The organism is Burkholderia cepacia GG4 (genome assembly GCF_000292915.1).
Taxonomy (GTDB): Bacteria; Pseudomonadota; Gammaproteobacteria; order Burkholderiales; family Burkholderiaceae; genus Burkholderia; species Burkholderia cepacia_D.
Genome location: NC_018514.1, coordinates 2638417 through 2665231, shown reverse-complemented (window position 1 = coordinate 2665231; position 26815 = coordinate 2638417). Strand labels below are relative to the sequence as shown.

The 26815-nt window shown below is 68.4% G+C and carries 21 protein-coding genes and 1 pseudogene; 13 read left to right on the top strand and 9 right to left on the bottom strand.

The window, feature by feature from the left end; genetic code table 11:
• Nucleotides 1–28: 28 nt before the first annotated feature.
• The gene (locus tag GEM_RS27685; protein WP_014900736.1) at nt 29–511 is read left to right on the top strand and encodes a YybH family protein; all 483 of its coding nucleotides are present in this window, start codon (nt 29–31) and stop codon (nt 509–511) included.
• 92 nt (nt 512–603) lie between these two features.
• Here the strand turns inward: GEM_RS27685 and GEM_RS27680 are convergent, their stop codons facing one another.
• The 3 genes from GEM_RS27680 to glcC all read right to left on the bottom strand — a co-directional run bounded on the left by GEM_RS27680 (nt 604) and on the right by glcC (nt 4161).
• A complete protein-coding gene (locus GEM_RS27680; protein WP_041491039.1) occupies nt 604–1551 on the bottom strand; it encodes a GlxA family transcriptional regulator in 948 nt (315 codons plus the stop codon).
• Nucleotides 1552–1712: 161 nt separating this feature from the next.
• Complete coding sequence (locus tag GEM_RS27675) at nt 1713–3194, bottom strand: nitronate monooxygenase (protein WP_014900734.1); 1482 nt, start codon at nt 3192–3194, stop codon at nt 1713–1715.
• A gap of 196 nt (nt 3195–3390) precedes the next feature.
• Nucleotides 3391–4161 (bottom strand): transcriptional regulator GlcC, encoded by a 771-nt coding sequence (gene glcC, locus GEM_RS27670; protein WP_014900733.1) that lies wholly within the window; start codon nt 4159–4161, stop codon nt 3391–3393.
• Between the two features lie 223 nt (nt 4162–4384).
• Between glcC and glcD the strand changes: the two genes are divergently transcribed.
• The 9 genes and pseudogenes from glcD to GEM_RS27625 all read left to right on the top strand — a co-directional run.
• Nucleotides 4385–5884 carry a glycolate oxidase subunit GlcD gene (gene glcD / locus GEM_RS27665; RefSeq protein ID WP_014900732.1) on the top strand — a complete coding sequence of 500 codons (1500 nt, stop codon included), beginning with the start codon at nt 4385–4387 and terminating at the stop codon, nt 5882–5884.
• The gene (gene glcE / locus GEM_RS27660; protein WP_014900731.1) at nt 5884–6966 is read left to right on the top strand and encodes a glycolate oxidase subunit GlcE; all 1083 of its coding nucleotides are present in this window, start codon (nt 5884–5886) and stop codon (nt 6964–6966) included. The genes glcD and glcE overlap by 1 nt, the downstream gene beginning before the upstream one ends.
• Before the next feature lie 24 nt (nt 6967–6990).
• A complete protein-coding gene (gene glcF / locus GEM_RS27655; protein WP_014900730.1) occupies nt 6991–8211 on the top strand; it encodes a glycolate oxidase subunit GlcF in 1221 nt (406 codons plus the stop codon).
• A 22-nt stretch (nt 8212–8233) separates the two neighbouring features.
• The gene (locus tag GEM_RS27650) at nt 8234–8638 is read left to right on the top strand and encodes a GlcG/HbpS family heme-binding protein (protein ID WP_014900729.1); all 405 of its coding nucleotides are present in this window, start codon (nt 8234–8236) and stop codon (nt 8636–8638) included.
• Between the two features lie 38 nt (nt 8639–8676).
• Nucleotides 8677–10851 carry a malate synthase G gene (locus GEM_RS27645; RefSeq protein ID WP_014900728.1) on the top strand — a complete coding sequence of 725 codons (2175 nt, stop codon included), beginning with the start codon at nt 8677–8679 and terminating at the stop codon, nt 10849–10851.
• Nucleotides 10852–11421: 570 nt separating this feature from the next.
• A complete protein-coding gene (locus tag GEM_RS27640; protein ID WP_014900727.1) occupies nt 11422–12984 on the top strand; it encodes a sensor domain-containing diguanylate cyclase in 1563 nt (520 codons plus the stop codon).
• A 110-nt stretch (nt 12985–13094) separates the two neighbouring features.
• Nucleotides 13095–14477 carry a cache domain-containing protein gene (locus GEM_RS27635; protein ID WP_014900726.1) on the top strand — a complete coding sequence of 461 codons (1383 nt, stop codon included), beginning with the start codon at nt 13095–13097 and terminating at the stop codon, nt 14475–14477.
• 31 nt (nt 14478–14508) lie between these two features.
• Complete coding sequence (locus GEM_RS27630; protein WP_014900725.1) at nt 14509–15153, top strand: response regulator; 645 nt, start codon at nt 14509–14511, stop codon at nt 15151–15153.
• 147 nt (nt 15154–15300) lie between these two features.
• A pseudogene (locus GEM_RS27625) lies at nt 15301–15498 on the top strand (TetR/AcrR family transcriptional regulator); the annotation flags it as partial.
• Nucleotides 15499–15590: 92 nt separating this feature from the next.
• Here the strand turns inward: GEM_RS27625 and GEM_RS27620 are convergent.
• On the bottom strand, nt 15591–16187 hold the full coding sequence (locus GEM_RS27620) for an MlaC/ttg2D family ABC transporter substrate-binding protein (protein ID WP_014900723.1): 597 nt from the start codon (nt 16185–16187) through the stop codon (nt 15591–15593).
• A gap of 331 nt (nt 16188–16518) precedes the next feature.
• Between GEM_RS27620 and GEM_RS27615 the strand changes: the two genes are divergently transcribed.
• Entirely contained in the window at nt 16519–19152 is a 2634-nt protein-coding gene (locus GEM_RS27615) for an MMPL family transporter (protein WP_014900722.1), read from the top strand.
• Nucleotides 19145–20185: a VacJ family lipoprotein gene (locus GEM_RS27610; protein WP_014900721.1), complete on the top strand. Its 1041-nt coding sequence runs from the start codon at nt 19145–19147 to the stop codon at nt 20183–20185. Before GEM_RS27615 ends, GEM_RS27610 begins: the two co-directional genes overlap by 8 nt.
• Nucleotides 20186–20301: 116 nt before the next feature.
• Here the strand turns inward: GEM_RS27610 and GEM_RS27605 are convergent, their stop codons facing one another.
• The 5 genes from GEM_RS27605 to GEM_RS27585 all read right to left on the bottom strand — a co-directional run bounded on the left by GEM_RS27605 (nt 20302) and on the right by GEM_RS27585 (nt 25695).
• The gene (locus GEM_RS27605) at nt 20302–21009 is read right to left on the bottom strand and encodes a phosphorylase (protein ID WP_014900720.1); all 708 of its coding nucleotides are present in this window, start codon (nt 21007–21009) and stop codon (nt 20302–20304) included.
• Between the two features lie 3 nt (nt 21010–21012).
• Nucleotides 21013–22986 carry a squalene--hopene cyclase gene (gene shc, locus GEM_RS27600; protein ID WP_014900719.1) on the bottom strand — a complete coding sequence of 658 codons (1974 nt, stop codon included), beginning with the start codon at nt 22984–22986 and terminating at the stop codon, nt 21013–21015.
• An 11-nt stretch (nt 22987–22997) separates the two neighbouring features.
• Nucleotides 22998–24251, bottom strand: a complete 1254-nt coding sequence (hpnE, locus tag GEM_RS27595; RefSeq protein WP_014900718.1) for a hydroxysqualene dehydroxylase HpnE — start codon at nt 24249–24251, stop codon at nt 22998–23000.
• A 4-nt stretch (nt 24252–24255) separates the two neighbouring features.
• A complete protein-coding gene (gene hpnD / locus GEM_RS27590; RefSeq protein WP_014900717.1) occupies nt 24256–25104 on the bottom strand; it encodes a presqualene diphosphate synthase HpnD in 849 nt (282 codons plus the stop codon).
• A gap of 258 nt (nt 25105–25362) precedes the next feature.
• Nucleotides 25363–25695, bottom strand: a complete 333-nt coding sequence (locus GEM_RS27585) for a hypothetical protein (protein WP_014900716.1) — start codon at nt 25693–25695, stop codon at nt 25363–25365.
• Between the two features lie 205 nt (nt 25696–25900).
• Here GEM_RS27585 and GEM_RS27580 point away from each other — a divergent pair, with 205 nt between their 5' ends.
• Nucleotides 25901–26785: an alpha/beta fold hydrolase gene (locus GEM_RS27580; protein ID WP_014900715.1), complete on the top strand. Its 885-nt coding sequence runs from the start codon at nt 25901–25903 to the stop codon at nt 26783–26785.
• Nucleotides 26786–26815 lie beyond the last annotated feature (30 nt).

The window sequence follows — 26815 nt, the reverse complement described above, 5'->3', positions numbered from 1 at the left end:
CAATTCAAGCCAGTTCGGAAATCACTCGATGCCACAGATCCGTCTTTGTACTGTTGCGCTTGCAGCCTGCGTCTCCTTTTTCGCCTTCACCGCGCCGGCCACCGCCGGCGGTTCGCAACGTCCGCCCGAAGCGGCCATCAAGGCCGAAAACGCGCGATGGGCGGATGCCTTTGCGCGAGGCGACTATGAGGCGATAGGCCGCCTCTATACCGACGACGGCACACTCTTGCCGCCCGGAGGCGACAAAGTCACCGGGAGCCGCGCGATCGCCGCGTACTTCACCAAGGGGTATGCCGGATCAAAACCCGGCACCGTATCGTTCAGCCATGACGAGTTCTACGGTAATGACCGGTTCGTGACGGAGGTTTCGGATGCGGAGGTCCGCGACCACGATGGCAAGCTCCAGATCCGCGCCAAGCAGATTCTCGTCTTTGTGAAACAGGCCGGCGTGTGGAAGCTGCATCGCGACATGTGGAATGACTACGCTCCCGTCAAAACCGCCGACCAGTGAGCGTCCGGCGAAATGGAGCGTGAAGTAACCAAGCGCCAATAGCCCGTCAGCGGGACGTTGACCACGCAGCGTGCTGATCGGCCGGCGGTCGATCAGCGCGCGCCGTTCGATCTGCTCTCGCGTCGAATTGCTTGCGGCGGGTGCCCATGCAGCTTGATGAAGGCCCTGCGCATCCGTTCCGGATCTGTGAATCCCACCGCCAGGGCAATCTGTTCGATTGGTTCGCTGCCACCCTGCAGGCGCAGCCGCGCAGCTTCGACTCGCAAGCGCTCGACCGCCTTGGCTGGTGTTTCACCGGTTTCGCGGCGAAAGGCTCGGCCGAACTGCCGCAAGCTCAATCTTGCGGCATCGGCGAGTCGTTCGACAGGCAATGCTTCAGCCAGATGTTCCCGGGCAAAATTCAGGGCGATGCGGATGCGATCCGATTCCGGTTCCATCTGCGACATGGCGGAGAATTGGGACTGCCCTCCTGGTCGACGATACGGCACCACCAGAAGCCGGGAGACGGCGCGCGCAGTCTCTGCGCCCATATCCCTTTCAATGATGCCGAGCGCCAGGTCGATTCCGGAGGCGATGCCGGCGGAGGTCCAGACGCGGCCATCCACGATATAGATACTGTCGCCGTCGACTCGCGTGCGCGGGAAGCGCGACTGCAACAGCGCAGCGTATCGCCAGTGGGTCGCGGCTCTCAAGCCGTCCAGCAAGCCGGTTTCCGCAAGCAGAAACGCTCCCGTACACACGCTTGCCACCCGCGAGGCTTTGGCGGCCAATTTTCTGGCGGCGGCGATATTCTCCGACGTCTGCATCGGCTCGATCTCGCCGCCCACGAAAATGACGGTGTCGAACGTGCGCCTTCCGATCGGCTTCGTCTCGATCGAAAGGCCCGTATTGCCCAGAACCGGGCCGCCGGATTGCGAGACGACATGAAGGTCATATGGCGTATGGCCGGCGGCTGTGACCACCTGATTAAAGGCCGACAGCGGCCCGCCAAGATCAAGCACATCGTAGCCACGGCAAACGAAGAATCCAATTCGATGCATGACGAAGCAGTTACCGAGCATTCCCGAAAGGCGCATTTTACCGGGAACCCTCGAATAGCGTCATTCAGCCTGAAACGAGGGAAAAACGTCGTTTACGCTGCTGTCGATTACCGGTACGAGCGATAGTCGGAACAGCGCAGGCCACTCATAGCCCGTACCCGTTACACGCTCCCCGTCCCCTGCTCCCTCAACCGCACATCCACTGCCCCGATATTCTTCTCGTGCGCGACCAGCATCAACGACAGCGCGTGATGAATATCCGGTTCCGTGAGCGCCGGCAGCAATGCCTGCAGCCTGCGCACGACCCAGCGCTGGCCGCGGTTCAGAAACGCCATCCGCTCAGCCAGATCGTCGATCGCCATCGCCTTTTCATGGAACGAGCCGGTCGCGTGCGTCGGTGTCGCGCCGAGCGTGCGGATTGCGTCGACCAGCACGCTGCACCAGTGCGCTTCGTCCTGGCGAATATGCGCGATCAGCCGATGCAACTCGGGATCGTCGCCGACTTCGAGCGCTGTCTCCGACGCGACGCGTGCGCCCGCGCGCTCCGCCTCAAGCAGTTCATCGAGCGCCGCCAGCAAGGCCGTGCGACGCTCATCCGTACCACCCGCCGATGAAGCCCCCGCCCCTTGCTCGACCATCGCCGCCGCATCGAGCACGATCCGGCGCAGCACATCACCAGCCGATTCGATCGCACCGATCCGCCCTGCCCCGGTGCCCGCATACAGCGCCATCGCTTCGAAATCGCCGGTCATCGTACGCAGCGGCGAATCCGTGCTGAACAGGTAAATCGGCCGCCCCTCTTCGTCACCGATCACAACGCGCTCGTCGCCGAACGGATCACCACGCTCACCGCGCGTCACACTCGACGGCAGCACACGCACCCGTGCGCCCCGCGGCCAGTTGATGTGGAAGATATCGGTCAACAGCGTGTCGCCTTCACGCGCATCGACGATCCGCTGCTGGTGATACGCATGTGCGAACGACTCGTGCGTCGCGATAAAAGCCGTGCCCATCACCGCGCCCTGCGCACCACGCGCCATCGCGGCGGCCACGTCCGCGCCGTCGACGATCCCGCCCGCCGCGAGCACCGGCAGCCGCGTCGCGTGAACCACGTCGGGCAACAACTCGGCCAGCGGCCGATCACCGCGCACATGGCCGCCGGCCTCATGCCCCTGAACGATCAGCGCCTGCGCACCCGCCGCCTCGGCCGCACGCGCATCGTCGAGCGAGCCGACCTGATGAACCACCCGCACGCCCGCATCGCGCAGACGCCGCACGACGGCCGGCTGCACATCCCAGAACAACGCTACAACCGGCACACGCAACTCGATACACGTATCGAGCTGCGCATCGAGCAGTTCAGCGGGCGTCGACGCGGGAATCAGGTTCACACCAAACGGCCGCTCGGTGGCCGCGCGCACTTGCTCGACTTCGCGCCGGATCAACGCGACCGGCTCGCGCACCATCCCGAGAAAGCCGAACCCACCGGCGGCGCTTACCGCGCCCGCGAGCTCGGCCCGCGCAACGCCACCCATGCCCGCGAGCACGATCGGCCATGTACAGCCGAGCAAGTCGCAGACAGGGCGATGCAGGATCTGGACGGCGCGGGCCTCCGGCCCGTCGCCACGCGTCGGAATCGACATGCAGCGTCCTCCTTTCAGGATCGGCGGCGCGTCACGGTCAACGGCCAGCGCGCAGGTCGCGCACCGGCGAAATGGATCGTGCCGGGTCACGCATCGAATAGATCACATTGTGACATATTCGACCATCAGGCCGCGCCGCCGTCACGACATGCTTGATACACGTCATGGCGGCACCGGCCATTCCGCTTCACTCGGCTCAGGTCCACCCTTCGAGGCGCAGCGTCGAGCGCACGAGCCGCTGTTCCTCCTGTTCGATCTCCCGCAGATAGTCGACGCACTGCCGGATATGTTCGCTCGCGGCCTTGCGCGCCTGGTCGGGCAGCCGCCCGGTCACCGCGTTGTAGAGCCGCGCGTGCTGGCGGTCGATCTGCTTCTTCAACGGCTCACGGTGATAGAGGTTGTTCACCGACGCGAACACGGAACTGAGCAGCAGATCGGTCAGCGACCGCAGCGTATTGACGAGCACCGGATTGTGCGACGCCTCGCAGATCGCGAGATGGAACGCATGGTCGAGCTTCGCGCGCGCGGCCGGGTCGAGATCCAGCGCGTCGGCCGCCGTCATTTCCTCGTAGCGGCGCTTGATCAGGATGAAGTCGGCGGGCGTCCCGCGCAGCGCGGCGAGCCGCGCGGCTTCGGTCTCAAGCATCCCGCGCACCTCGAACAGGTCGTACAGCGTGCGCGGCTGCGAGCCGAGCAGATGCATCATCGGCGAGACTTCGCGTTGCGGGGTCAGGCTCGCGACGAACGAACCCTTGCCGTGCGTCGTCTCGATGATTCCGCGCGCGCGCAGCAGCTTCATTCCTTCACGCACGGCCGTGCGCGACACGCCGAGCTTCTCGGTCAGCCGCCGCTCGGACGGCAGCGCTTGCCCGGCCTTCAGCACGCCGTCGACGATCAGTTGCTCGATCCGCTCGGCGACGACATCGGCGACGTTGCGCGCCGGCGCTTGTCGATCCTGCATTCCCATACTGGTATGACCACTTTGGACGAAGACCACCGATTTTCTCACAAACCCTTGTGTTGATTGGGTTTTCCGTCACATCAAACCCTACGTCACAGGCCTCCCTCGAAAAACTGGTATGACCACACCCGAGACGTCTGGACACGCCCCCGCCGCCCGCCAAGAATGCCGTCCATCCGGCACGCCGCGCCTCCCGCGGCCGACTGCAGGGTGGAGACGGAGACACACGATGAGTTTCATCTACGACGAACGGATCGACGGCCCGCTGGCAACCGTCGACCGCGACACGCTCGTCGCCGCGCTCAACGCGGCGGCGCCCGGCCTCGACGTGCTGCACGAACGCGAGGCGCTGAAGCCGTTCGAATGCGACGGTCTCGCCGCGTATCGCACGGTGCCGCTCGCGGTGGTGCTGCCCGACACGGTCGAGCAGGTGCGCGCGGTGCTGCGCGTCGCGGCCGCGCACGGCGTACCGGTCGTCGCGCGCGGCGCGGGCACCGGGCTGTCGGGCGGCGCGATGCCGCTCGAAAAGGGCATCCTGCTCGTGATGGCGAAGTTCAACCGGATCCTGGAAATCAACGCCGACGCCGGCATCGCGCGCGTGCAGCCCGGCGTGCGCAACCTCGCGATCTCGCAGGCGGCCGCGCCATACGGCCTCTACTACGCGCCCGATCCGTCGTCGCAGATCGCCTGCTCGATCGGCGGCAACGTCGCCGAAAACGCGGGCGGCGTGCACTGCCTGAAATACGGCCTGACGGTGCACAACATCCTGAAGGTCGAGATCGTGACGATCGACGGCGACACGCTCACGCTCGGCGCCGACGCGCTCGACGCCCCCGGCTTCGACCTGCTCGCACTGTTCACCGGCTCCGAGGGGATGCTCGGCATCATCACCGAAGTGACCGTGAAGCTGCTGCCGAAACCGCCGAGCGTCAAGGTGCTGATGGCGAGCTTCGACGACGTCGCCGAAGCCGGCACCGCGGTCGCGCGGATCATCGGCGCAGGCGTGATTCCCGGCGGGCTGGAAATGATGGACAACCTCGCGATCCGCGCGGCCGAGGACTTCATCCACGCGGGCTATCCGGTCGACGCGCAGGCGATCCTGCTGTGCGAACTCGACGGCGCGGCCAGCGACGTCGAGGAAGACGCCGACCGTGTCGCCGCGCTGCTGCGCGACGCCGGCGCGTCGGAGATCCGCGTCGCACGCGACGAAGCGGAGCGCCAGCGCTTCTGGGCCGGCCGCAAGAATGCGTTCCCGGCGGTCGGCCGCATGTCGCCCGACTACTACTGCATGGACGGCACGATCCCGCGCCGCGAGCTGCCGCGTGTGCTCGAAGGGATCGCCGCGCTGTCCGCCGAATACGCGCTGCCGGTCGCGAACGTGTTCCACGCGGGCGACGGCAACATGCATCCGCTGATCCTGTTCGACGCGAACCGTCCCGGCGAGCTCGATCGCGCGGAAGCGCTCGGCGGCAAGATCCTCGAACTGTGCGTCGCGGTGGGCGGCAGCATCACCGGCGAACACGGCGTCGGGCGCGAGAAGATCAACCAGATGTGCGTGCAGTTCAACGCCGATGAAATCACGTTCTTCCACGCGGTGAAGACTGCGTTCGATCCGCAGCGCCTGCTCAATCCGGGCAAGAACATCCCGACGCTGCACCGCTGTGCCGAATTCGGTGCGATGCACGTCCATCACGGCAAGCTGCCGTTTCCCGAACTGGAGCGCTTCTGATGCGACGCGAACACGAACCCGAATCGATCGACGACAGCGCCGCGCTCGTCGCGCAGGTCGACGCCGCGATCCACGCTCGCCAGCCGCTGCATATCCGCGGCGCCGGCACGAAGGCCTTCGTCGGCCGCGCCGTCGAAGGCCGCACGCTCGACGTGCGCACGCACCGCGGCGTCGTCGCGTACGACCCGACCGAACTCGTCATCACCGCACGCGCGGGCACGCCGCTCGCCGAACTCGAAGCGATGCTCGACGCGGCCGGCCAGATGCTGCCGTGCGAGCCGCCCGCGTTCGGCGGCGCGGCGACGGTCGGCGGGATGTTCGCGGCCGCGCTGTCGGGACCGCGCCGCCCGTGGGCCGGCGCGGTGCGCGATTTCGTGCTCGGCTGCCGCGTGATCACCGGCCACGCGAAACACCTGCGCTTCGGCGGCGAGGTGATGAAGAACGTCGCGGGCTACGACGTGTCGCGGCTGCTCGCGGGCAGTTTCGGCTGCCTCGGCGTCGTGACCGAGGTATCGCTGAAGGTGCTGCCGAAGCCGCGCTCCACCGGCGATCTCGCGTTGCTGCTCGACGCGGGCGAAGCCGTGCAACGCGTCGCCGCATGGCGCCGCGCGGGGCTGCCGCTCGCGGGCGCGTGCTACGCGGACGGCGTGCTGCATGTGCGGATCGAAGGCGGCGAGGGCTCGGTGAAGGCCGCGCGCGACACGATCGGCGGCGAGCAGATGGACGATCGCGACGACGGATTCTGGGCGCGGCTGCGTGACCTGTCGCTGCCGTTCTTCGACGATCCGCGCCCGCTGTGGCGCGTGTCGGTGCCGGCCGCCGCACCGCTCGATGCGCTGTCCGGCGTGCAGCTGGTCGACTGGGGCGGCGCGCAGCGCTGGCTGAAGAGCGACGTGGCACCGGCCGACGTGCAGCGGTTCGCCGCGCAGTGGGGCGGGCACGCGACCTGCTTCACGCCCGGCACGACACCCGAGCCGTTCCAGCCGCTGCCACCCGCGCTGCTGCGCGTGCATCGGCAGTTGAAGGCGCAACTCGATCCGCATGCGATTTTCAATCCCGGCCGCCTGTACGCGGACGTCTGACGCCAACCCGACTTCGAACCGCCGATGCAAACCAATCTCAGCGAAGCCAGCAAAGCCCTTGACCGGGCCGACGAAGCGGAAGCGATCCTGCGCGCGTGCGTGCACTGTGGCTTCTGCAATGCGACCTGCCCGACCTACCAGGTGCTCGGCAACGAGCTCGACGGGCCACGCGGGCGCATCTACCTGATCAAGCAGATGCTCGAAGGCGAGCCGTGCGGCGAGCGCACGCAGCAGCATCTCGACCGTTGCCTGACCTGCCGCAACTGCGAGACGACCTGCCCGTCCGGCGTGCGCTATCACACGCTGCTCGACATCGGCCGCGCGGTAGCCGAGAAGCGCGCGCGGCGCCCGGCGCGCGAGCGCCTGTTGCGCGCGGGCCTGCGTCACGTCGTGCCGCGGCCGGCGACGTTCGCCGCGCTGCTGAAGGCCGGCCGCGCGCTGCGTCCGCTGCTGCCCGGCACGCTGCAGGACAAGATTCCGGCCGCCGTGCCCGCCGCCACGCCGCGCCCGCCGGTGCGCCACGCACGACGCGTGCTGATGCTGGAAGGCTGCGTGCAGCCGTCGCTGTCGCCGAACACCAACGCGGCCGCGGCACGCGTGCTCGACCGGCTCGGCATCAGCGTCACGCCAGCGCGCGAGGCGGGCTGCTGCGGTGCGACCGAATACCACCTGAACGCGCAGGATGCCGGTCTCTCTCGCGCGCGCCGCAACATCGATGCATGGTGGCCGGCGATCGAGGCCGGCGCGGAAGCGATCGTGCTGACGGCGAGCGGTTGCGGCGCGTTCGTGAAGGAATACGGCGACCTGCTGCACTCCGACCCCGTCTACGCGGACAAGGCACGGCGCGTCAGCGCGCTCGCGCGCGACCTCGCGGAAGTCATCGCGGCCGAACCGCTCGACGTGCTGGCCGATACGACGCAGCGCCGCGTCGCGGTCCACTGCCCGTGCACGCTGCAGCATGCGCAGCGGCTCGGCGGCGCGGTGGAAAGCATCCTGACTCGGCTCGGCTTCGATCTGACGAATGTCGCCGACGGCCACCTGTGCTGCGGGTCGGCCGGCACCTATGCGCTGACGCAGCCCGAACTCGCGACGAAACTGCGCGACAACAAGCTCGATGCGCTCGAAGCCGCACGGCCGGACCTGATTGTCACGGCCAACATCGGCTGCCAGACTCACCTGAACGGCGCGGGCCGCACGCCCGTGCGCCACTGGATCGAGCTCGTCGACAACCGATTCGCCAACTGACCGCTGACTCCGGAGAACCTTCATGAAGACGAAACCCGAACTCGAACTCGCCGACGTCGAGCGCATGCTCGCCGCCGCCCGCGCGGAAGCCGAGCGCCACGGCTGGGCCGTGTCGATCGCCATCGTCGACGACGGCGGCCACCTGCTCGCGTTCGCGCGCCTCGACGGCGCGTCGGCCGCCAGCACCTACATCGCGCAGGACAAGGCGCGCGCGGCGGCGCTCGGCCGTCGCGAGACGAAGGCGTATGAGGATATGATCAACGGTGGCCGCACCGCGTTTCTGAGCGTGCCGCTGACGGGCTTGCTCGAAGGCGGCGTGCCGGTCACGGTGGACGGCCGCATGGCGGGCGCGATCGGTGTGTCTGGCGTAAAGTCCGAACAGGATGCGCAGATCGCCCGCGCCGGCGCACAAAGCGTCGTGGCCTAAGCCAGCCGCGCGCGCATTTTTCCCCGGGAGGAATCACGATGATCGACCAAGCAGGACTGCAAGTCGCACCAGCGCTGAGCCAGTTCATTGAAAACGAAGCACTGCCGGGCACCGGCATCGACACAGCCGCGTTCTGGAGCGGTTTCTCGGCCCTGGTGCACGACCTCGCGCCGCGCAACCGCGCGTTGCTCGCGGAACGCGACCGCCTGCAGCAGGAACTCGACGGGTGGCATCGCGCGCACCCCGGCCCGGTGCGCGACCACGCCGCGTATCGCGCATTCCTCGAACAGATCGGCTACCTCGTGCCGGTCCCGTCGAACGTCGCGGCAGCCACCGCGAACGTCGACAGCGAGATCGCGACGCAAGCCGGCCCGCAGCTCGTCGTGCCGCTGTCGAACGCGCGCTATGCGCTGAACGCCGCGAACGCGCGCTGGGGCAGCCTGTACGATGCGCTGTACGGCACCGACGCACTGCCCGAGGACGGCGGCGCCGAACGCACGTCGGCCTACAACCCGACGCGCGGCCAGCGCGTGATCGACTACGCGCGCAACGTGCTCGACAACGCGGCGCCGCTCGCGAGCGGCTCGCACCGCGACGCGCTGCGCTACCGCGTACAGGACGGCCAGCTCGCCGTCGAAACCGGCAAGGGCGTCACGCACCTCGCGCAGCCGGCGCAATTCGTCGGCTATCAGGGCGCGGCCGACGCGCCGTCCGCGATCCTGCTGCAGCACAACGGCCTGCACCTCGAGATCCAGATCGACGCGTCGACCCCCATCGGTCGCGCCGATCTCGCGAACGTGAAGGACGTCGTGCTCGAAGCCGCGGTCAGCACGATCATCGACTGCGAGGATTCGGTCGCGGCGGTCGACGCCGATGACAAGGTCCAGCTCTACCGCAACTGGCTCGGCCTGATGCAGGGCACGCTGGTCGAGGAAGTCGCGAAGGGCGGCAAGACCTTCACGCGCCGCCTGAACGCCGATCGCGAGTACACGACGCCGGCCGGCGGCACGCTGTCGCTGCACGGCCGCTCGCTGCTGTTCGTGCGCAACGTCGGCCACCTGATGACCAACGGCGCGGTGCTCGACCGCGACGGCAACGAGATTCCGGAAGGGATCCTCGACGGCGTCGTCACGACGCTGTGCTCGCTGCACGACCTGCAGGCCAAGCGCAACTCGCGCACCGGCTCGATCTACATTGTGAAGCCGAAGATGCACGGCCCGGTCGAAGTCGCGTTCGCCGACACGCTGTTCGCGCGCATCGAGGACCTGTACAACCTGCCGCGCAACACGCTGAAGATGGGCATCATGGACGAGGAGCGCCGCACCAGCGTGAACCTCGCCGCGTGCATCGCAGCCGCCGCCACGCGCGTCGCGTTCATCAACACCGGCTTCCTCGACCGCACCGGCGACGAGATGCACACCGCGATGGAAGCGGGCCCGATGATCCGCAAGGGCGACATGAAGTCGTCGGCGTGGATCCAGTCGTACGAGCGCAACAACGTGCTCGCGGGCCTGTCGGCCGGCCTGCGCGGCCGCGCGCAGATCGGCAAGGGCATGTGGGCGATGCCGGACCTGATGCACGCGATGCTCGAGCAGAAGATCGCGCATCCGCGCGCCGGCGCGAACACCGCATGGGTGCCGTCGCCGACCGCCGCGACGCTGCACGCGCTGCACTACCACCTCGTCGACGTGCAGGCCGTCCAGCAGGAGCTCGAGAAGACGCCGTACGCGAGCGAACGCGACGCGCTGCTCGAAGGGCTGCTGACCGTGCCGGTCGTCGAGCGCGCCGCCTGGAGCGAGAGCGAGATCCTGAGCGAGGTCGAGAACAACGCACAAGGCATCCTCGGCTACGTCGTGCGCTGGGTCGAACAGGGCGTCGGCTGCTCGAAGGTGCCCGACATCCACGACGTCGGCCTGATGGAAGACCGCGCGACGCTGCGCATCTCGAGCCAGCACATCGCGAACTGGCTGCGCCACGGCGTGATCACCGAGGCGTTCGTGCTCGACGTGTTCAAGCGGATGGCGCGCGTCGTCGACCAGCAGAACGCGGGCGACCCGAACTATCGTCCGATGGCGCCCGGCTACGACCAGTCGACCGCGTTCAAGGCCGCGTGCGCACTCGCGCTGCAGGGCACGTCGCAGCCGAGCGGCTATACCGAGCCGCTGCTGCATCAGTTCCGGCTCGCGTTCAAGGCGCAACAGCACGGCGGTTGAATCCGCGCATGCGGGTCTTCCCGCATGCCGGAAACCCGTACGCCGGTTTCACGAAACGGGCGGCCATCACGGCCGCCCGTTTTCATATTCGGGATTTACGCAACCGCTGAAACGGATAATCGGCGCATATCGTCCGACGGCTTTCCATACGCGCCGGTCGCTAAATCACGAAAATCGGCGGACGCTCAATGCGCGCCGCTCACGCGACGACGCGAAGCCTTGCGCCACAACGCTCGGCGCGCGATTGGCAAGTATCGGCCACTTCGATAATTTGATCCGGATCAACAGCGCGCAACATTTTCCGCGCAGACGAATGCGCACGCTATACTCGGACCAATCCGCGCCGCCCGATTCGTCGGATCGTCGAATCGCGGCAGATGTCGGCGGTGAACAGGAGATTTAACGGTTTACCCGGTACCCGGCCGCCAAATCCGATAATGCGCGGCAACGTTCGCCGTCGATCGGGGGATCAGGCGCCGAACGGGCCGCGTACCGGATCGCCGCCAGCACGTCATACGAACAATCGCATCGACCCGCCGCCCGGCGACGGTGCCCATCGATCCACGGACCATGGCAGAAACCGACTACGCACTGCCCAGCGAATCCGGCCTGACGGGCCGTGTCGTCGCTCAATTGCGTCGGGTCCTGTTGCCGCACCTGATCTTCTATTCCGGGCTGCTGATCGCGCTGCTGCTGTTGCTGCTGTGCACCATCCTGCTGTACGAAGGCCGCATCGACGCGCGCGACCGTGCCCGCATCACGCAGCACAACATCGCGCTGATGGCTTCGTGGGACATCGAGCGCAACATCGAGATCTATTCGCTGTCGCTGCAGGCGGTCGTCGAAGGCGAGAACGATCCCGCGGTCGTCGCGCTGCCGATGCCGCTGCGCCGTCAGGTGCTGTTCGACCGCGCGACGACCGCCAAATACCTCGGCGGCATCTACGTGCTCGACGCGAACGGCGACATTGCGGTCGACGGCAAGAGCGACGTGCCGCGCAAGGCGAATTTCGGCAACGAACCGTACTTCACGGTGCACCGCGACCACCCGGACGTCGGCCTGTACGTCAGCGATCCGTACCATTCGCGGCTGCGCGACGGCTCCCCGAGCATCGCGCTCAGCCGGCGCATCACGCGGCCCGACGGATCGTTCGGCGGCGTCGCCGTGATGTCGATCCGGCTTGAATATTTCCAGAACCTGTTCTCGCGCCTCACGCTCGGCGATCGCGGGTCGATGGCGCTGATCAACACGAAGGGCCTGATGCTCGCGCGCCAACCGTACGATCCGGCGATCGTCGGCCGCAACATCAGCCGCGCCAGCACGTTCCGGCAGTTCATGACCGCCAACGAAGGCAGCTTCGCCGATACCGCGTCGATCGACGGCGTGCGGCGCCTGTACGTGTTCCGGCACCTCGACAACCTGCCGCTGATCATCATGGTCGCGCGCTCCGAAGCGGACACCTACGCCGCGTGGTACGACCGCGCGATCCCGATCGGCTCCGCGATGGCCCTGCTCGCACTCGGCTTCGTCGGCCTGTCGCTGCTGCTCGACGTGCAGTTGCGCAAGCGCCACCGCGCGGAAACCGAACTGCAGGCGCTCGCGCGCACCGACGGCCTCACGGGCCTCGACAACCGCCGGATGCTCGACGTCACGCTCGCGCGCGAATGGCGCCGCGCCGCGCGCTCGCAGCATGCGCTGTCGCTGCTGTTCGTCGACGTCGATCACTTCAAGCACTACAACGACACACAAGGCCACCAGGCCGGCGACGATGCGCTCGCCGCGGTCGGCCGCTGCATCGCCGGATGCCTGCGCCGGCCGGCCGACTACGCAGCGCGCTATGGCGGCGAGGAGTTCGTCGTGGTGCTGCCCGACGTCGACACGACCGGCGCCGTGACGATCGCGGAGGCGATCCGCACCGGCATCCTCGATCTCGGTATCCGGCACGATACGGGCGCATCCGGGTGCCTGACCGCGAGCATCGGCGTGACGACCTGCTATCCGGAACACGACGACAGCATCCAGGCCGCGTTGAAGCTCGCCGACGACGCGCTGTATCGCGCCAAGGAGCGCGGACGCAACCGGGTCGTCGTGCAGCCGTCCACGGTCGCCGACCGCGAACCGCGCCGGGCCTGAGCGCCGGCGTGCAGGGCGGCCGCCGCGCCGGCGCCGCCCGCGGGCCAAAATCGCCGACAATGTCGGCTCGCCGCGCCGCCGCGCGGTAAGCGCGCCCGCTTCGCACCACCATGAGACTCAAGGCAAAGATTTTCCTCCTGGCCATCGTGCCGTTCCTGCTCGCCATCGCCGGCATCGGCTTCGGCGTGCGCCAGCAGGCGACGTCGCTCGCCCACACGCAGCACGCGACGATCCAGGCCGCGTACCTGTCTAGCAAGGAAGTCGAGCTCAAGCACTACGTCGAACTCGCGACGAGCGCGATCATGCCGCTCTACGACGCGAGCGGCCGCAACGCGCGCGACGACGGGATGCTGCGCACGCAGGCGCTCGCGATGTTGCAGAAGATGGATTTCGGTCCCGACGGCTATTTCTTCGTGTACGACCTGCACGGCAATTCGCTGATGCATCCGCGCGAGCCCGAGCGCGTCGGCCACAATTACTGGTCGATGCGCGACCCGCAGGGTGCGCTGACGATCCAGCAGCTGATCGGCGCCGCATCGCACGGCGGCGGCTACGTGCGCTACGCGTGGCAGCGACCGTCGACGGGCAAGGTCGCGCCGAAGCTCGGCTACGTCGTCGCGCTCGAACGCTGGGGCTGGATGGTCGGCACCGGCATCTATCTCGACGACGTCGACACTGCGCTGCAGCGCATCGACGCGCGCGCGTCCGCCAACATCGAGCGCACGATGAGCTGGCTCACCGCGATCGCGCTGACCGGCGCGGCGGCGATCGCCGTCTGTGCGCTGGTGCTGAACGTCAGCGAGTCGCGCAGTGCCGATGCGAAGCTCAAGCAGCTCGCGCAGCGCGTCGTCGAATCGCAGGAACAGGAGCGCGAGCGGCTGTCGCGCGAACTGCATGACGGGATCAGCCAGATGATGGTGTCTGCCAAGCTGATGCTCGAATCCGCGCTCGCGCGCTTCGAGCGCGGCGCGACGCGCATGCCCGAGGCCGAGCAGGCGCTCGCGTCGGGCGTCGGGCGGCTCGGCGACACGCTGCGCGAAGTGCGGCGCATCTCGCATGCGCTGCGCCCGGCGATGCTCGACGATCTCGGCCTCGCGGCGGCGCTCGAGCAGCTCGTGCGCGAATTCGGCACGGAAAGCGGCATCGACATCGGCTATACGCAGGTCGCGCACAGCGGCGCGCGGCCGCTGCCCGCGCCGGTCAATACGGCGCTGTTCCGGATCGCACAGGAAGCGCTCAGCAACATCGTGCATCATGCGCAGGCGTCACGCGCGGCCGTCACGCTCGACGTCGGCGCGCATTCCGTCACGCTGACCATCGCCGACAACGGCTGCGGCTTCGATGCCGAGCGTTCGCAGACCGATGCGCGCCGCGGCATCGGCCTGCGCAACATGCGGGAGCGCCTCGACGCGCTCGGCGGCATGCTGACGATCACGTCGCACGTCGGCCACACGGTCGTGGCCGCGCGCGTGCCGCTGCGCGCCGCCGCCTGACGACGCGCCCCATAACCGGAGACCTTTGCCCATGAGCGCCCCCGACACCGCCCGGCCCGCCGCCCGACTGCTGCTCGTCGACGATCACCCGCTGGTGCGCGACGGCCTGCGGATGCGCCTCGAAGCCGCCGACCTGTCCGTGGTCGGCGAGGCCGGCAACGCCGACGAGGCGCTCGCGCTCGCTGCGTCGCTCGAACCCGATCTCGCGCTGATGGACGTCGGCATGAACGGGATGAACGGCATCACGCTGGCCGGCGTGTTCCACGAGCGCTTTCCGGGAATTCGCGTGCTGATGCTGTCGATGCACGACAACGTCGAATACGTGACGCAGGCCGTGCGCGCCGGCGCGAGCGGCTACCTGCTGAAGGATTCGCCCGCCAGCGAGATCGTGCGCGCAATCGGCACGGTGCTGGCCGGGCAGACGTTCTTCAGCGAAGGGCTTGCCGCGCGGATGATCCAGGCGCGCGCGACCACGTCGCCGCTCGACCGGTTGACGCCGCGCGAACGCGACATCCTCGATGCGCTGGCCGAGGGGCTGTCGAGCAAGCAGATCGCGCAGCAGACGGGGCTGTCGGTACGCACGGTGGAAACCCATCGGCTCAACCTGAAACGCAAGCTCGAGATAGAAGGGCAGGCGGAGCTGATCAAGTTCGCAGTCGAGCATCGGCGGCGGTAGGGCACGCCCGTCACCGGCTCGACTGCCGGCGGTTCCCGCATTTCACGCCACAGCACCAACATCACCGCAACCGCAGTGCTGAGGATTCCGGAACACCCGATTTCGGTCGAGAACCCCATACGACATTGCGTTCCGATAGGCGCCCGGCAGCTCCGCGCGATTCTCGAAGGCGGCGCGCGGGCCGGCGCATGGCGGCTCGCGCAGCCGACGGTCACCGCGCTGCTGATCTACGCGGGCGTGCACGGTGCAACCGATCACGTCATCGCGGCGCCGGACACCGATCGAGCGACGTTCGTCGAAGTCGTCGTCGCGGACTGCCTGCGGATGCTCGGCATCGACGGATAACGCGCGGCACGGCGAACGCGCCGCGAACCCGCAACAAAAAGGGCGCCCGAGGGCGCCCTTCATGGATCCGGACCGCGGACCGCCCGTCGCGATCAGTTCGTCCGCGAGTTGTGCTTCTGCAGATACGCGATCAGCCCGTCGATCCCGCCCGACGCGAGCTGGCCCTTGAACTGGCCCTGGTAGACCTGGATCAGCCACGCGCCCGACATGTCGATGTCGTAGATCTTCCAGTCGTTGCCGACCTTGCCGAGCCGGTAGCCGACCGACTGGCTGTCGCCCGGCGTCGTCACCGTCGACTGCACCAGCGCATCGGCGCCCGACGCGCCACCCGCCTTGAACGAGAACTTCGCGTCCTGGCTGCCGAGCTGTGCAAGCGACGCGGCATAGGTGCGCGTCATCAGCAGCTTGAACTGCTTGTACAGCTCCTGCTGCTGTTGCGGGGTTGCCTGCTTCCAGGCGTCGCCGACCGCGATGCGGGTCGTGCGCTCGAAGTTCGTCGCGGGCAGGAAGCGCTGCTCGACGACTTGCGTGACCTTCGCCATGTCGCCGCCACGCGCGACCGGATCGGCCTTCATCGCGTTGACGGTGCCTTCGACGGCATTGCGGACGATATCGACCGGCGCGCTCTGCGCGAAAGCGGAAACCGACACGGCAGCCGCCGCGACGAAAGCAAACAGATGACGTTTCATACGGATATTCGCACTCGATGGAAAAAAAACGGCCGGCCAATTGCATCGATTGCATCGGCCGGTGGGTCGAAGTATAGCGGCCCGGACGCCGGCCTGCCGTACGGTGACCGACTGTTACCTTTGAGCCCCTTTTGTCACCGGACCCCGGCCGCAGCGCGACCGGCGCCGATTATGTAAATATCCCCTTACCAATCGTCCGACCATTCGCGCCGATTCCTTCGCGGCAGCGCAAATATCCTTCCCGCCCCTTAACGCTCCAACGTAGCGACTGACGCCACGTTGCGCCGGTATACTCGCTTCTTTGTTCTGGCCAGCCCATTACCGCCGCCACATGGTGACATCTCTCATCGTCCGACTCGTTGCATGGTCGGTACGACGCCCCGTCTGGGTCGTCGTGCTGTCGCTCGTCATTGCCGCCTTCAGCGGTGTCTATGTCGCGCAGCACTTCAAGATCAACACGGACATCAGCAAGCTCGTCGACGCGGAGCCGCAATGGGCCGCGCTCGGCCAGGCCGTCGACACGGCCTTCCCGCAACGCAACGGCACGATCCTCGCGGTGGTCGAGGCGCCCGCGCCCGAATTCGCGACCGCCGCCGCGCACACGCTGACCGAAGCACTGCAGAAACAGGCCGAGGCCGGCCATATCGGCCAGGTCGCCGAACCCGGCGGCGGGCCGTTCTTCGAACACAACGGGCTGCTGTTCCTGTCGCCGCAGGAAGTCTCGGATACGACGTCGCAGCTCGCGAGCGCACGCCCGCTCGTCAACGAACTCGCGAAGAACCCGAGCCTGACCGGGCTCGCGACCACGCTGTCCACCACGCTCGGCCAGCCGCTCCTGAGCGGCCAGGTGAAGCTGCCCGCGATGGCCAAGCTGCTCGCCCGCAGCGCCGCGACGGTCGACGATGTGCTTGCCGGCAAGCCGGCCGCGTTCTCGTGGCGCGCGCTGGTCGACAGCGATGCCGCGCGCCAGCCCGCACGCGCGTTCGTCACGGTGCAGCCGGTCGTGAACTACGGCGCGCTGAAGGCCGGTGCCGAAACGACCCAGGTGATCCGCGACACGGCGAAAGCGCTCGGCCTCGAGCAACGCTACGGCGCGGTCGTGCGCCTGACCGGCGAACAACCGCTCGCCGACGACGAATTCGCGTCGGTGGAAGACGGCGCGGCACTCAACGGCGTGCTCACGCTGCTCGCCGTACTCGTCATCCTGTGGCTTGCGCTGCGCTCGAAGCGGATGATCGGCTCGGTGCTCTTCACGCTGTTCGTCGGCCTCGTGGTGACCGCGGCGCTCGGCCTAGCGATGGTCGGCTCGCTGAACATGATCTCGGTCGCGTTCATGGTGCTGTTCGTCGGCCTCGGCGTCGACTTCTCGATCCAGTACGGCGTGAAATACCGCGAGGAGCGGTTCCGCGATCCACGCATCGATCACGCGCTGATCGGCGCCGCGCACTCGATGGGCATGCCGCTCGCACTCGCCACCGCGGCCGTCGCCGCGAGCTTCTTCTCGTTCATCCCCACGGCCTATCGCGGCGTCTCCGAGCTCGGCCTGATCGCGGGCGTCGGCATGTTCGTCGCGCTGCTGACCACGCTCACGCTGCTGCCCGCGCTGCTGCGCCTGTTCGCGCCGCCGGGCGAATCGAAGACGCCGGGCTTCCCGTGGCTCGCCCCGGTCGACGATTACCTCGATCGCCATCGCAAGCCGATCCTGATCGGCACGCTCGTGGTCGTGATCGGCGCGCTGCCGCTGCTCGCGTTCCTGCGCTTCGACTTCAACCCGCTGAACCTGAAGGATCCGCACAGCGAATCGATGGCAACGCTGCTCGCACTGAAGGATTCGCCGGAGGCAGCCGTCAACGACGTCACGCTGCTCGCGCCGTCGCTCGCCGATGGCGACGCGGCCGCGAAGCGCCTCGACGCGCTGCCGGAAGTCGGCCGCACGACCACGCTGTCGACCTTCATCCCCGCCGACCAGCCGGCCAAGCGCGCGGCGATCGCCGCGGCCGCGAGCGACCTGCTGCCCGCGCTGACGCAGCCGGCCGCGCCGCCCGCGACCGACGCACAGCGCCTCGCCGCGCTCAAGCGCGTGTCGGACCTGCTGAGCTACGCGGCCGAAGATCACCCGGGCCCGGGCGCGGCCGCCGCGCAGCACCTGTCCGCGTCGCTCGCGAAGCTCGCTGCCGCTGACAGCGCGACGCGCGACCGCGCCGAGCGTGCGTTCTCCGACACGCTGCACATCGCGCTGAATCAGCTCGCGACGCTGCTGCAACCGCAGGACATCACGCGCGCATCGCTGCCGCCGCAACTCGTGCGCGACTGGGTCGCGCCGGACGGCCACGCACTCGTGCAGATCTCGCCGAAGGTGCCGAAGGGCGTCGACCCGAACGACGACACGATGCTGCGCCGTTTCGCGAAGACCGTGAAGGCCGCGGAACCGGGCGCGACCGGCGGGCCGATCTCGATCCTGCATTCGGCCGACACGATCATCAACGCGTTCCTGCACGCGGCACTGTGGTCGATCATCTCGATCACGATCCTGCTGTGGATCACGCTGCGCCGTTTCGGCGACGTGCTGCGCACGCTGGTGCCGCTGCTCGTGTCCGGCCTCGTCACGCTCGAGATGTGCGTCGTGCTCGGCATGTCGCTCAACTTCGCGAACATCATCGCGCTGCCGCTGATGCTCGGCGTCGGCGTCGCGTTCAAGGTGTACTTCGTGATGGCGTGGCGCGGGGGGCAAACCGGCCTGCTGCATTCGAGCCTCACGCACGCGGTGCTGTTCAGCGCCGCGACGACGGCAACCGCCTTCGGCAGCTTGTGGCTGTCGCATCATCCAGGCACGTCGAGCATGGGCAAGCTGCTCGCGCTGGCGTTGACCTGCACCCTGATCGGCGCCGTGGTGTTTCAGCCCGTCCTGATGGGCAAACCGCGCGTCAAACGCGCCAAGAACCAATCGCAAGGAAACAATGAATAAGGTGCGAATCATTGCGGCGACCGTCGCTGCCAGCGCAGTGCTGAGTGGCTGTGCGACGGGCCCGAACCGCAACCCCGACGACCCGCTCGAGCCGATGAACCGGGCGGTGTACAAGTTCAACGACACGGTCGACACGAACATCGCCGTGCCGATCGCGAAGGGTTACCAGAAGGTCACGCCGACGCCCGTGCGTACCGCGATCAGCAACTTCTTCTCGAACCTCGGCGATCTCGGCAACCTGGCGAACAACCTGTTGCAGCTCCGTATCACCGATGCGACGCAGGATCTGATGCGCGTGGCGATGAACTCGGTGTTCGGCGTCGGCGGTCTGATCGACATCGCGACGCCGGCCGGGCTGCCGAAGCATCACCAGGATTTCGGCCTGACGATGGCGCGCTGGGGCATGCCGTCCGGCCCGTACGTCGTGCTGCCGGTGTTCGGGCCGAGCACGGTCCGCGACGGCGTCGGCCGCGCGGTGGACGTCCGCTTCAACCTGCTCAACTACATCGAGCCGGCCGCGCGCAATCCGATGTACATCGCGCAATTCATCAGCGCGCGGTCGGACCTGCTCGGCGCGACCGACCTGTTGAAGCAGGCGGCGCTCGATCCGTATTCGTTCGTCCGCGATGCGTACCTGCAGCAGCGCAAGTCGCTCACGTATCACGGCGAGTCGGCGTCGGCCGCGCCGCCGAACTACACCGAGCCGGGCGAATCGGGAGCGGTGCCAGGTGCGGCGCCGGCTATCGCGCCGTCTGTGCCGGGTCTGCCGAACTACGAGGATCCGGGCGAGTCGGGTGGCGCATCGGGCACCGCGCCGAACAACGCGCCGGCCACGCCGGGGTTGCCGCAGTACGACGATCCGGGTGCGGACAGCGCGATGCCTGCGAGCGCGCCTGCCGCGGCACCGGCGGCTGCCTCGGCCGCGGCGCCGGTCGCTGCGTCGGCCGGGGCTACCACGGCGCCGGCCGCCAACGGCGCGCCGATCGCGCCCGCGATGCCGGCCATGCCCGCGAGCAGTCCGGCCGCGCAGTAACGCGGGACTGCATCCGCCGGAAAGACGAAGAGCGCTGCATCATGCAGCGCTCTTTTTTTGCGCGTACGCGTTTGAAAAGGGGAAGGGGAGGAGAAGCAAGCAGCGGCGAACGCCGCTCAGACGATCCGCATCGCGCCCGCACGCTCGAATGCGTGCCGCGCCTGGATCAGCGTCGTGCGCGCCGCGCGTGCGTCGCCCGCGACCTGCAGCAGCGGGCCGAGCTGCGACGGCTGCTTCAGCAGTTCGCGCAGGATCGGCAGGATGGCCGTGCTGCCGTCGTCGCGCAGGCCGGCCGTCGCCGCGCGCGGCAGCGTGCGCCACGCCGGATCGACGATCGCGCGGCACACCGCGAACGGCACGCCGCGTGATGCCGCGAAGGCCGCCGCGATATGCGATTCCATGTCGACGGCGAGCGCGCCCTTCGTGCGATGCAGCGATGTCTTTTCCTGCTCGCTGACCACCGGCGCGCCGACCGCCGCCATCGTGCCGCGCGCGACGCGCGCCCACACCGGCGTGTCGTGCAGCGCGGCGACGAGACGCGCGCTCCAGGCCGGGTCGGTCTGCACGCGGCCGAACGGGCCGTCGATCGCATCCGCGATCACGAGCGCGCCGGGCGCCAGGTCGGGGGCGAGCCCGCCCGCCGTTCCGAAGCTCACGATGCCCGCGCAACCACGCGCGGTCGCCTCGGCCAGCGCGCGCTCGAGCCGGTCGGCCCGCGCCGCGAACACGGCCTCGACGCCTTGACCGCGCGCGATGCGCGCCTCGAACGCCATCCCCGTGACGGCGATGACGGGCAACGTGCCGTTATGCTGCGTCGCGGCCACGCGTTACATCCCGACCGTCACGCGCGTCGCGTTGGCGCGCTTCAGGTTGCGATAGCGCGCGAGCGCCCACAGCGGGAAGAACTTGCGATAGCCGTGATAGCGCAGGTAGAACACGCGCGGGAAGCCGGTCGCCGTGAAGCGCGTCTCGTCCCACAGGCCTTCTTCGTTCTGCCGGGCGATCAGGTAGTCGACGCCGCGTGCCACGGCCGGGTTGTTCACCTCGCCGGCCGCCATCAGGCCGAGCAGCGCCCAGGCCGTCTGCGACGCCGTGCTCGGCGCCTGCTCGAAGCCGCGGTAGTTGAGCTTGTAGCTGTCGCCGTCCTCGCCCCAGCCGCCGTCCTTGTTCTGGATCGACAGCAGCCACTGCGCGCCGCGCTTCATGCGCGGATCGTCCGGCGTCAGGCCGGCAGCGTTCAGCGAGCATAGTGCGGTCCACGTGCCGTACACGTAGTTCATCCCCCAGCGGCCGTACCAGCTGCCGTCCGGTTCCTGTTCCTTCAGCATATAGTCGAGCGCGCGACGGGCCGGCTCGCTGGTCAACGCACTCTCGCCAAGCTGCGACAGCATCGACAGGCAGCGGCCCGACACGTCGGAAGTCGGCGGGTCGAGCAGCGCGCCGTGATCCGAGAACGGGATGTTGTTCAGGTAGTACTGCGTGTTTTCCGGTTCGAACGCGCCCCAGCCGCCGTCGCTACTCTGCATGCCGACGACCCATTCGCGCGCGCGCGCCATCGATTCGCGATACGTGTCCGTCTGCTTGAGCTTCTGCGCGCGGTCCATCGCCATCACGACGACGGCCGTGTCGTCGACGTCCGGATAGTGCGCGTTCGCATACTGGAATGCCCAGCCGCCGGGACGCACGTTCGGGCGGCGCGAGATCCAGTCGCCGCGCACGTCGAGGATCTGCAGCGGGAGCAGCCAGTCGAGGCCGCGCAGCACGGCTTCCTCGGCGCGTACATCGCCGGTTTCGAGCAGCGCGTGCGCGGCGAGCGACGTGTCCCACACCGGCGACAGGCACGGCTGGCAATACGCTTCGTCCTCATGGACGACGAGCAGTTTCTCGACCGCCTTGCGCGCGATCGCGCGGTTCGGATGGTCTTCCGCATAGCCGAGCACGTCGTACATCATCACCGCGTTGGCCATCGCCGGATAGATCGCGCCGAGGCCGTCCTCGCCGTTCAGGCGCTCGTCGACGAACGACACGGCCTGGCGGATCGCGCGTTCGCGCGTGTAGCTCGGGAACAGCCCGTCGACCGCGCGCAGCGCATGGTCGACCACCCGGAAGAACGCGAACCAGCCGGCGCTCTGGTGGCCCTGGCGGGGCAGCAGGCCAGCGTTGACGGGCGGGTCGATGAACAGCTCGTCGATGCGCACGCCGCGCGGGTTCTTCGCGAGCGGGCGCTTCGCGTTCAGCACCAGCAGCGGCACGATCACGGTACGCGCCCAGTACGAGACCTTCGACAGGTGGAACGGGAACCACTGCGGCAGCAGCATGATCTCGACCGGCATCATCGGCACCGCACGCCACGGAATCGCGCCGTACAGCGCGAGCTGGATCCGCGTGAACACGTTCGACATCTCGGCGCCGCCCATCGCGTGGATCGCGCGGCGCGCGCGCTGCATGTGCTCGGCGTTCTCGTCGTCGCCGATCACCTTCAGCGCGAAATACGCCTTCACGCTCGCGCTGATGTTCGGCGCGCCGTCGGTGAACAGCGGCCAGCCGCCGTCCGCCTGCTGGATGCGGCGCAGATAGCGGCCGATCTTCTGTTCGAGCTCGAGGTTCGGCGTCTCGCCGAGATAGTGGACGAGCAGCACGTATTCGGCGGGAATCGTCGAATCGGCCTCGAGTTCGTAGACCCAGTGTCCGTCCGCGTTCTGCGCGGCCAGCAGCGCGTCGGTCGCGCTGGCGACGGCCGCGTCGAGCCCGGCCGGCGCGGTGCCGGCGGACAGGGTAGCCATATCGGTGAGATCGTTCATCGGTCCCTCTCTTATTGTGTCTGGAGCACGTCCGCGGCCAGCTGGCCGGAACGGATCGCGCCCTCGATCGTGGCGGGCAAGCCGGTGGCAATCCAGTCACCCGCCAGCACAAGATTGGTCCAGCGCGTACGCACGGCCGGACGTTTCATTTCCTGCGACGGCACCGCCGCAAAACCCGCGCGCGGCTCGACGACGAGCTGCCACGCGGGGACGGTTTCCGGGTTCGCGCCCGTCACGCGCGCGACGTCGTCCCAGATGCGCCGCGCGAGCACGTCGCGCGGCAGGTCGAGCCAGCGGCCCGCGTCGCGAATCGTCGCCGCGAGCGGACCGCCGCCGGTGCGCACCGCGTCGACGACCCCGTTGACGACGGTCGTCTGCAGCGGGCTGCCGGCCGGCGTATCGACCGCGAAATACGCGGTCACGACCGCGCCGAACGTGTCGGGCGCGGTGAGATCCGGGACGAGCGGCTGCGCGACTTCGGGCGGCACGGCCAGCACGACCGCGTCGCCCGGCGCGAGATCGACGCGCTCGCCGCCGATCGTGACCGCGTCGACCGCATTGCCGTGCGCGCCGAATTCGAACGCGTCGAGCCGCGAGTTCAACCGGATCTGCGCGCCGCCGTGCTGCAGCATCCGCAGCGCCGGTTCGACGAATGCGCTGCCGAGCCCGTGGCGCGCGACGAGCGGACGACAAGCGGGGCCGCCCGCGGCGAACGCGCCGCCCAGCGCCGCTCGCGCGAGCTCGGCGCTTGCGTGGCGCGGCTCGACGTTCAGCACGCCGAGGAAAAACGGCCGCAGCCAACGATCCCACAGCACGCCGTCGCATCGCATCGTCTGTGCGAGTGAGCGGCCCGCGCGCGCGAACGCGAGCGGCGCGAGCGCAAGGTAGTCGAGCGGCGTCGTGCCCGGCGCGCGCGACGCGGCGTCGAACAGCCACGACGGCCAGCGTCCGTTGCCGAAGCGCAGGGTCCAGCGCTGCTGCGATGCGACGTCGACCACCGGACATTCAGGCAGCGCGGGCCCCGCGAGCTGATCGGCCGCGCCGATCGCGCGCAGGTAGCGCTGCGTCGCCGGCTGCCCCGCGAAAACCTGATGCAGCCCGCTGTCGAGCGTCGTGTTGAGCGTCCCGTCGAACCACGAGCGGCAGCGGCCGCCCGCGTGCGCATGCGCGTCGTGCAGCACGATGCGCCGCCCGCGGCGTTGCAGCTCGACGGCGGCCGACAGGCCCGCGAGTCCTGCACCGATCACGTGGACGGTTCTGGGCATCGGCTCAGAACAGCGCGTAGCGCGCGGCGATCATCAGCATGCGCGCCTTCGGCTTGCGCAGCGGCGCACGCGGGGCGGCAAAGCCGCGCGCGATCGCGGCCTCGAGAATGCAGCGATACGCGCCCGACATGATGCGCGGTGCCTTCACCTGCGCACGCGTGCAGGTGTCCATCACGGCGTCCGCTTCGCGGAAGTGGTCGAGCGCACGTTCGACGAGCGTCGCGCAGACCCGCGGCAGCGCCGGGTCACGCACGATCGTCGCCGGATCGGTGATCGCGATGCCTTCGCGCGCGAGCAGCTCGCGCGGCAGGTAGCAGCGGTTGATCGCAGCGTCGTCGTCGATGTCGCGCAGGATGTTCGTCAGTTGCAACGCGCGGCCGAGGTGGTGCGACAGCTTGATGCCTTCCGCTTCCGGGATCCCGAAAATCCTCACCGACAGACGGCCGGCCGCGCTCGCCACGCGATCGCAAAACAGGTCGAGCGTCGGTTCGTCGGGCGCGCAGATGTCCTCGGCAGCGTCCATCGCCATCCCGTCGATCATCGCGTGGAAGTCGTCGCGCTGCAGGTTGAACGCGCGAATCTCGCGCTCGAGCGCCACCAGGTGGCGCGGCGGCTGGCCGGCGAAGCACGCGTCGATGTCCGCGCGCCAGCGATCGAGGCCCGCGTTGCGCTCGGCGCGCGGCAGGTCGCTGTCGGCGATGTCGTCGACCGCGCGGCAGAACGCGTAGACCTGGAACATCGCGTCGCGCTGCACCGCCGGCAGGATGCGCATCGCCAAATAGAAAGAACTGCCCGATGTGACGGCAGCGGCGTCGGTTTCTTGTTCGTCCACGACGAGATTGGAAACGGCCAAGACGAGCTCCACGGAGACACCCACGCGGGGCGATTGAAGAAGCCATGCCCGGCTGGGTTGGTCAGGGCGTCAAATGCGTGCGAGATATGCGAACGATCGACGCAGACAGGCACAAATTACCGGCCGGAAGCCGGAATTGGCCGAAAGTATAGCAATCTTTGAAGTTCGATGGCGGACACGCACCGCGCCGGCGGGGCGCCCGAGGCAGTGACGGGCCGGCGCGGCCCGCCCGGGCGGGGAGCGACGCCGTGCCGCCCGTCAGCCGTAGACGATGTCGCGCTGCAGGTCGAGCGCAATGAGCCCCATTTCGCGGGTCAGTTGCAGCATCGAGCGGCGCTCGAGCCGCGAGCCCATGAAGCTCGTCACCCACCCGTCGGGCTCCACCGTGAACTGGAACGACGGGCCGCCGGTGCCGAACCATGCGCCCGGCACGTCGGGCGACTCCCGCCAGTCGATCTGCTCGAACACGCGCGCGATTCCCGCGCGTACCGCGTCGCTCGGGCCGATCGGCGGCGCGATGTCGCCCAGGTCGTCGAGCGAATAGGGGCCAGGCTTGTCCGGCTTCCGATAGAAGAGGTAGTCGACGTTCATGTGGCGGAAACGGGAGCAAAGCGTCAAATTAGCGCGCTTCGGCGCAAATTCAAATCAGATCCGGACAAAATGTGGCCTGTACGAGACAAAAGGGCGCAATCGCGACACCCGGCGCGAGCGCGCACACGGTCGGGCTGCGGCTTCATGCTTGGACGCGCGCGGCTTCGTCTAAGATGGACATCTTTCTCAAAAATACACGGACACCATGGAGACGAACGTAACCGCCACCCCGCACGCCGACCATCCCGTTTTCGTGCTCGTGCACGGCGCGTGGCACGGTGCGTGGTGCTATGCGCACGTCGCGACCGCGCTGGCCGCGCGCGGCTACCTGTCGATCGCGCGCGACCTGCCCGCACACGGCATCAACGCACGCTTCCCCGCGTCGTATCTCGCCCGGCCGCTCGACCGGGACGCGTTCGGCGCCGAGCCGTCGCCGGTCGCGAACACGACGCTCGACGATTACGCGTCGCAGGTAATGCAGGCCGTCGACGACGCTTACGCGCTCGGCCGCGGCAAGGTCGTCCTCGTCGGGCACAGCATGGGTGGCCTGGCGGTCACGGCAGCAGCGGAACGCGCGCCGGAGAAGATCGCGAAGATCGTCTACCTCGCTGCATTCATGCCCGCGTCGGGCGTGCCGGGCCTCGACTACGTGCGTGCGCCCGAGAACACCGGCGAGATGCTGGGCCCGCTGATGCTCGCGAGCCCGCGCGTCGCGGGCTCGCTGCGAATCGATCCGCGCAGCGGCGACGCCGCGTATCGCGAGATGGCGAAGCGCGCGCTGTACGACGACGTGTCGCAGGCCGACTTCGAAGCGGTGGCGAACCTGATGACCTGCGACGTGCCGGCCGCGCCGTTCGCCACCGCGATCCCGACGACCGTCTCGCGCTGGGGCGCGATCGACCGGCACTACATCAAGTGCCTGCAGGATCGCGTGATCCTGCCCGCGCTGCAGCAGCGCTTCATCGACGAAGCCGACGTGTTCGCGCCCGACAACCCGACGCACGTGCACCAGCTCGACAGCAGCCATTCGCCGTTCATGTCGCAGCCGGCCGTGCTGGCCGGCGTGCTGGCGGACATCGCGAAAAGCTGAACCACGCGCGTCGGACGCGCGGCGCAGCGG

Coding starts and splice junctions, on each gene's coding strand:
- GEM_RS27640 (WP_014900727.1), top strand. CDS start 11,422: ATGGCAGAAACCGACTACGCACTGCCCAGCGAATCCGGCCTGACGGGC.
- GEM_RS27580 (WP_014900715.1), top strand. CDS start 25,901: ATGGAGACGAACGTAACCGCCACCCCGCACGCCGACCATCCCGTTTTC.
- GEM_RS27650 (WP_014900729.1), top strand. CDS start 8,234: ATGAAGACGAAACCCGAACTCGAACTCGCCGACGTCGAGCGCATGCTC.
- GEM_RS27615 (WP_014900722.1), top strand. CDS start 16,519: ATGGTGACATCTCTCATCGTCCGACTCGTTGCATGGTCGGTACGACGC.
- GEM_RS27585 (WP_014900716.1), bottom strand. CDS start 25,695: ATGAACGTCGACTACCTCTTCTATCGGAAGCCGGACAAGCCTGGCCCC.
- shc (WP_014900719.1), bottom strand. CDS start 22,986: ATGAACGATCTCACCGATATGGCTACCCTGTCCGCCGGCACCGCGCCG.
- GEM_RS27680 (WP_041491039.1), bottom strand. CDS start 1,551: ATGCATCGAATTGGATTCTTCGTTTGCCGTGGCTACGATGTGCTTGAT.
- hpnE (WP_014900718.1), bottom strand. CDS start 24,251: ATGCCCAGAACCGTCCACGTGATCGGTGCAGGACTCGCGGGCCTGTCG.
- GEM_RS27635 (WP_014900726.1), top strand. CDS start 13,095: ATGAGACTCAAGGCAAAGATTTTCCTCCTGGCCATCGTGCCGTTCCTG.
- glcF (WP_014900730.1), top strand. CDS start 6,991: ATGCAAACCAATCTCAGCGAAGCCAGCAAAGCCCTTGACCGGGCCGAC.
- glcD (WP_014900732.1), top strand. CDS start 4,385: ATGAGTTTCATCTACGACGAACGGATCGACGGCCCGCTGGCAACCGTC.
- GEM_RS27675 (WP_014900734.1), bottom strand. CDS start 3,194: ATGTCGATTCCGACGCGTGGCGACGGGCCGGAGGCCCGCGCCGTCCAG.
- GEM_RS27620 (WP_014900723.1), bottom strand. CDS start 16,187: ATGAAACGTCATCTGTTTGCTTTCGTCGCGGCGGCTGCCGTGTCGGTT.
- GEM_RS27630 (WP_014900725.1), top strand. CDS start 14,509: ATGAGCGCCCCCGACACCGCCCGGCCCGCCGCCCGACTGCTGCTCGTC.
- glcC (WP_014900733.1), bottom strand. CDS start 4,161: ATGGGAATGCAGGATCGACAAGCGCCGGCGCGCAACGTCGCCGATGTC.
- GEM_RS27610 (WP_014900721.1), top strand. CDS start 19,145: ATGAATAAGGTGCGAATCATTGCGGCGACCGTCGCTGCCAGCGCAGTG.
- GEM_RS27685 (WP_014900736.1), top strand. CDS start 29: ATGCCACAGATCCGTCTTTGTACTGTTGCGCTTGCAGCCTGCGTCTCC.
- glcE (WP_014900731.1), top strand. CDS start 5,884: ATGCGACGCGAACACGAACCCGAATCGATCGACGACAGCGCCGCGCTC.
- GEM_RS27645 (WP_014900728.1), top strand. CDS start 8,677: ATGATCGACCAAGCAGGACTGCAAGTCGCACCAGCGCTGAGCCAGTTC.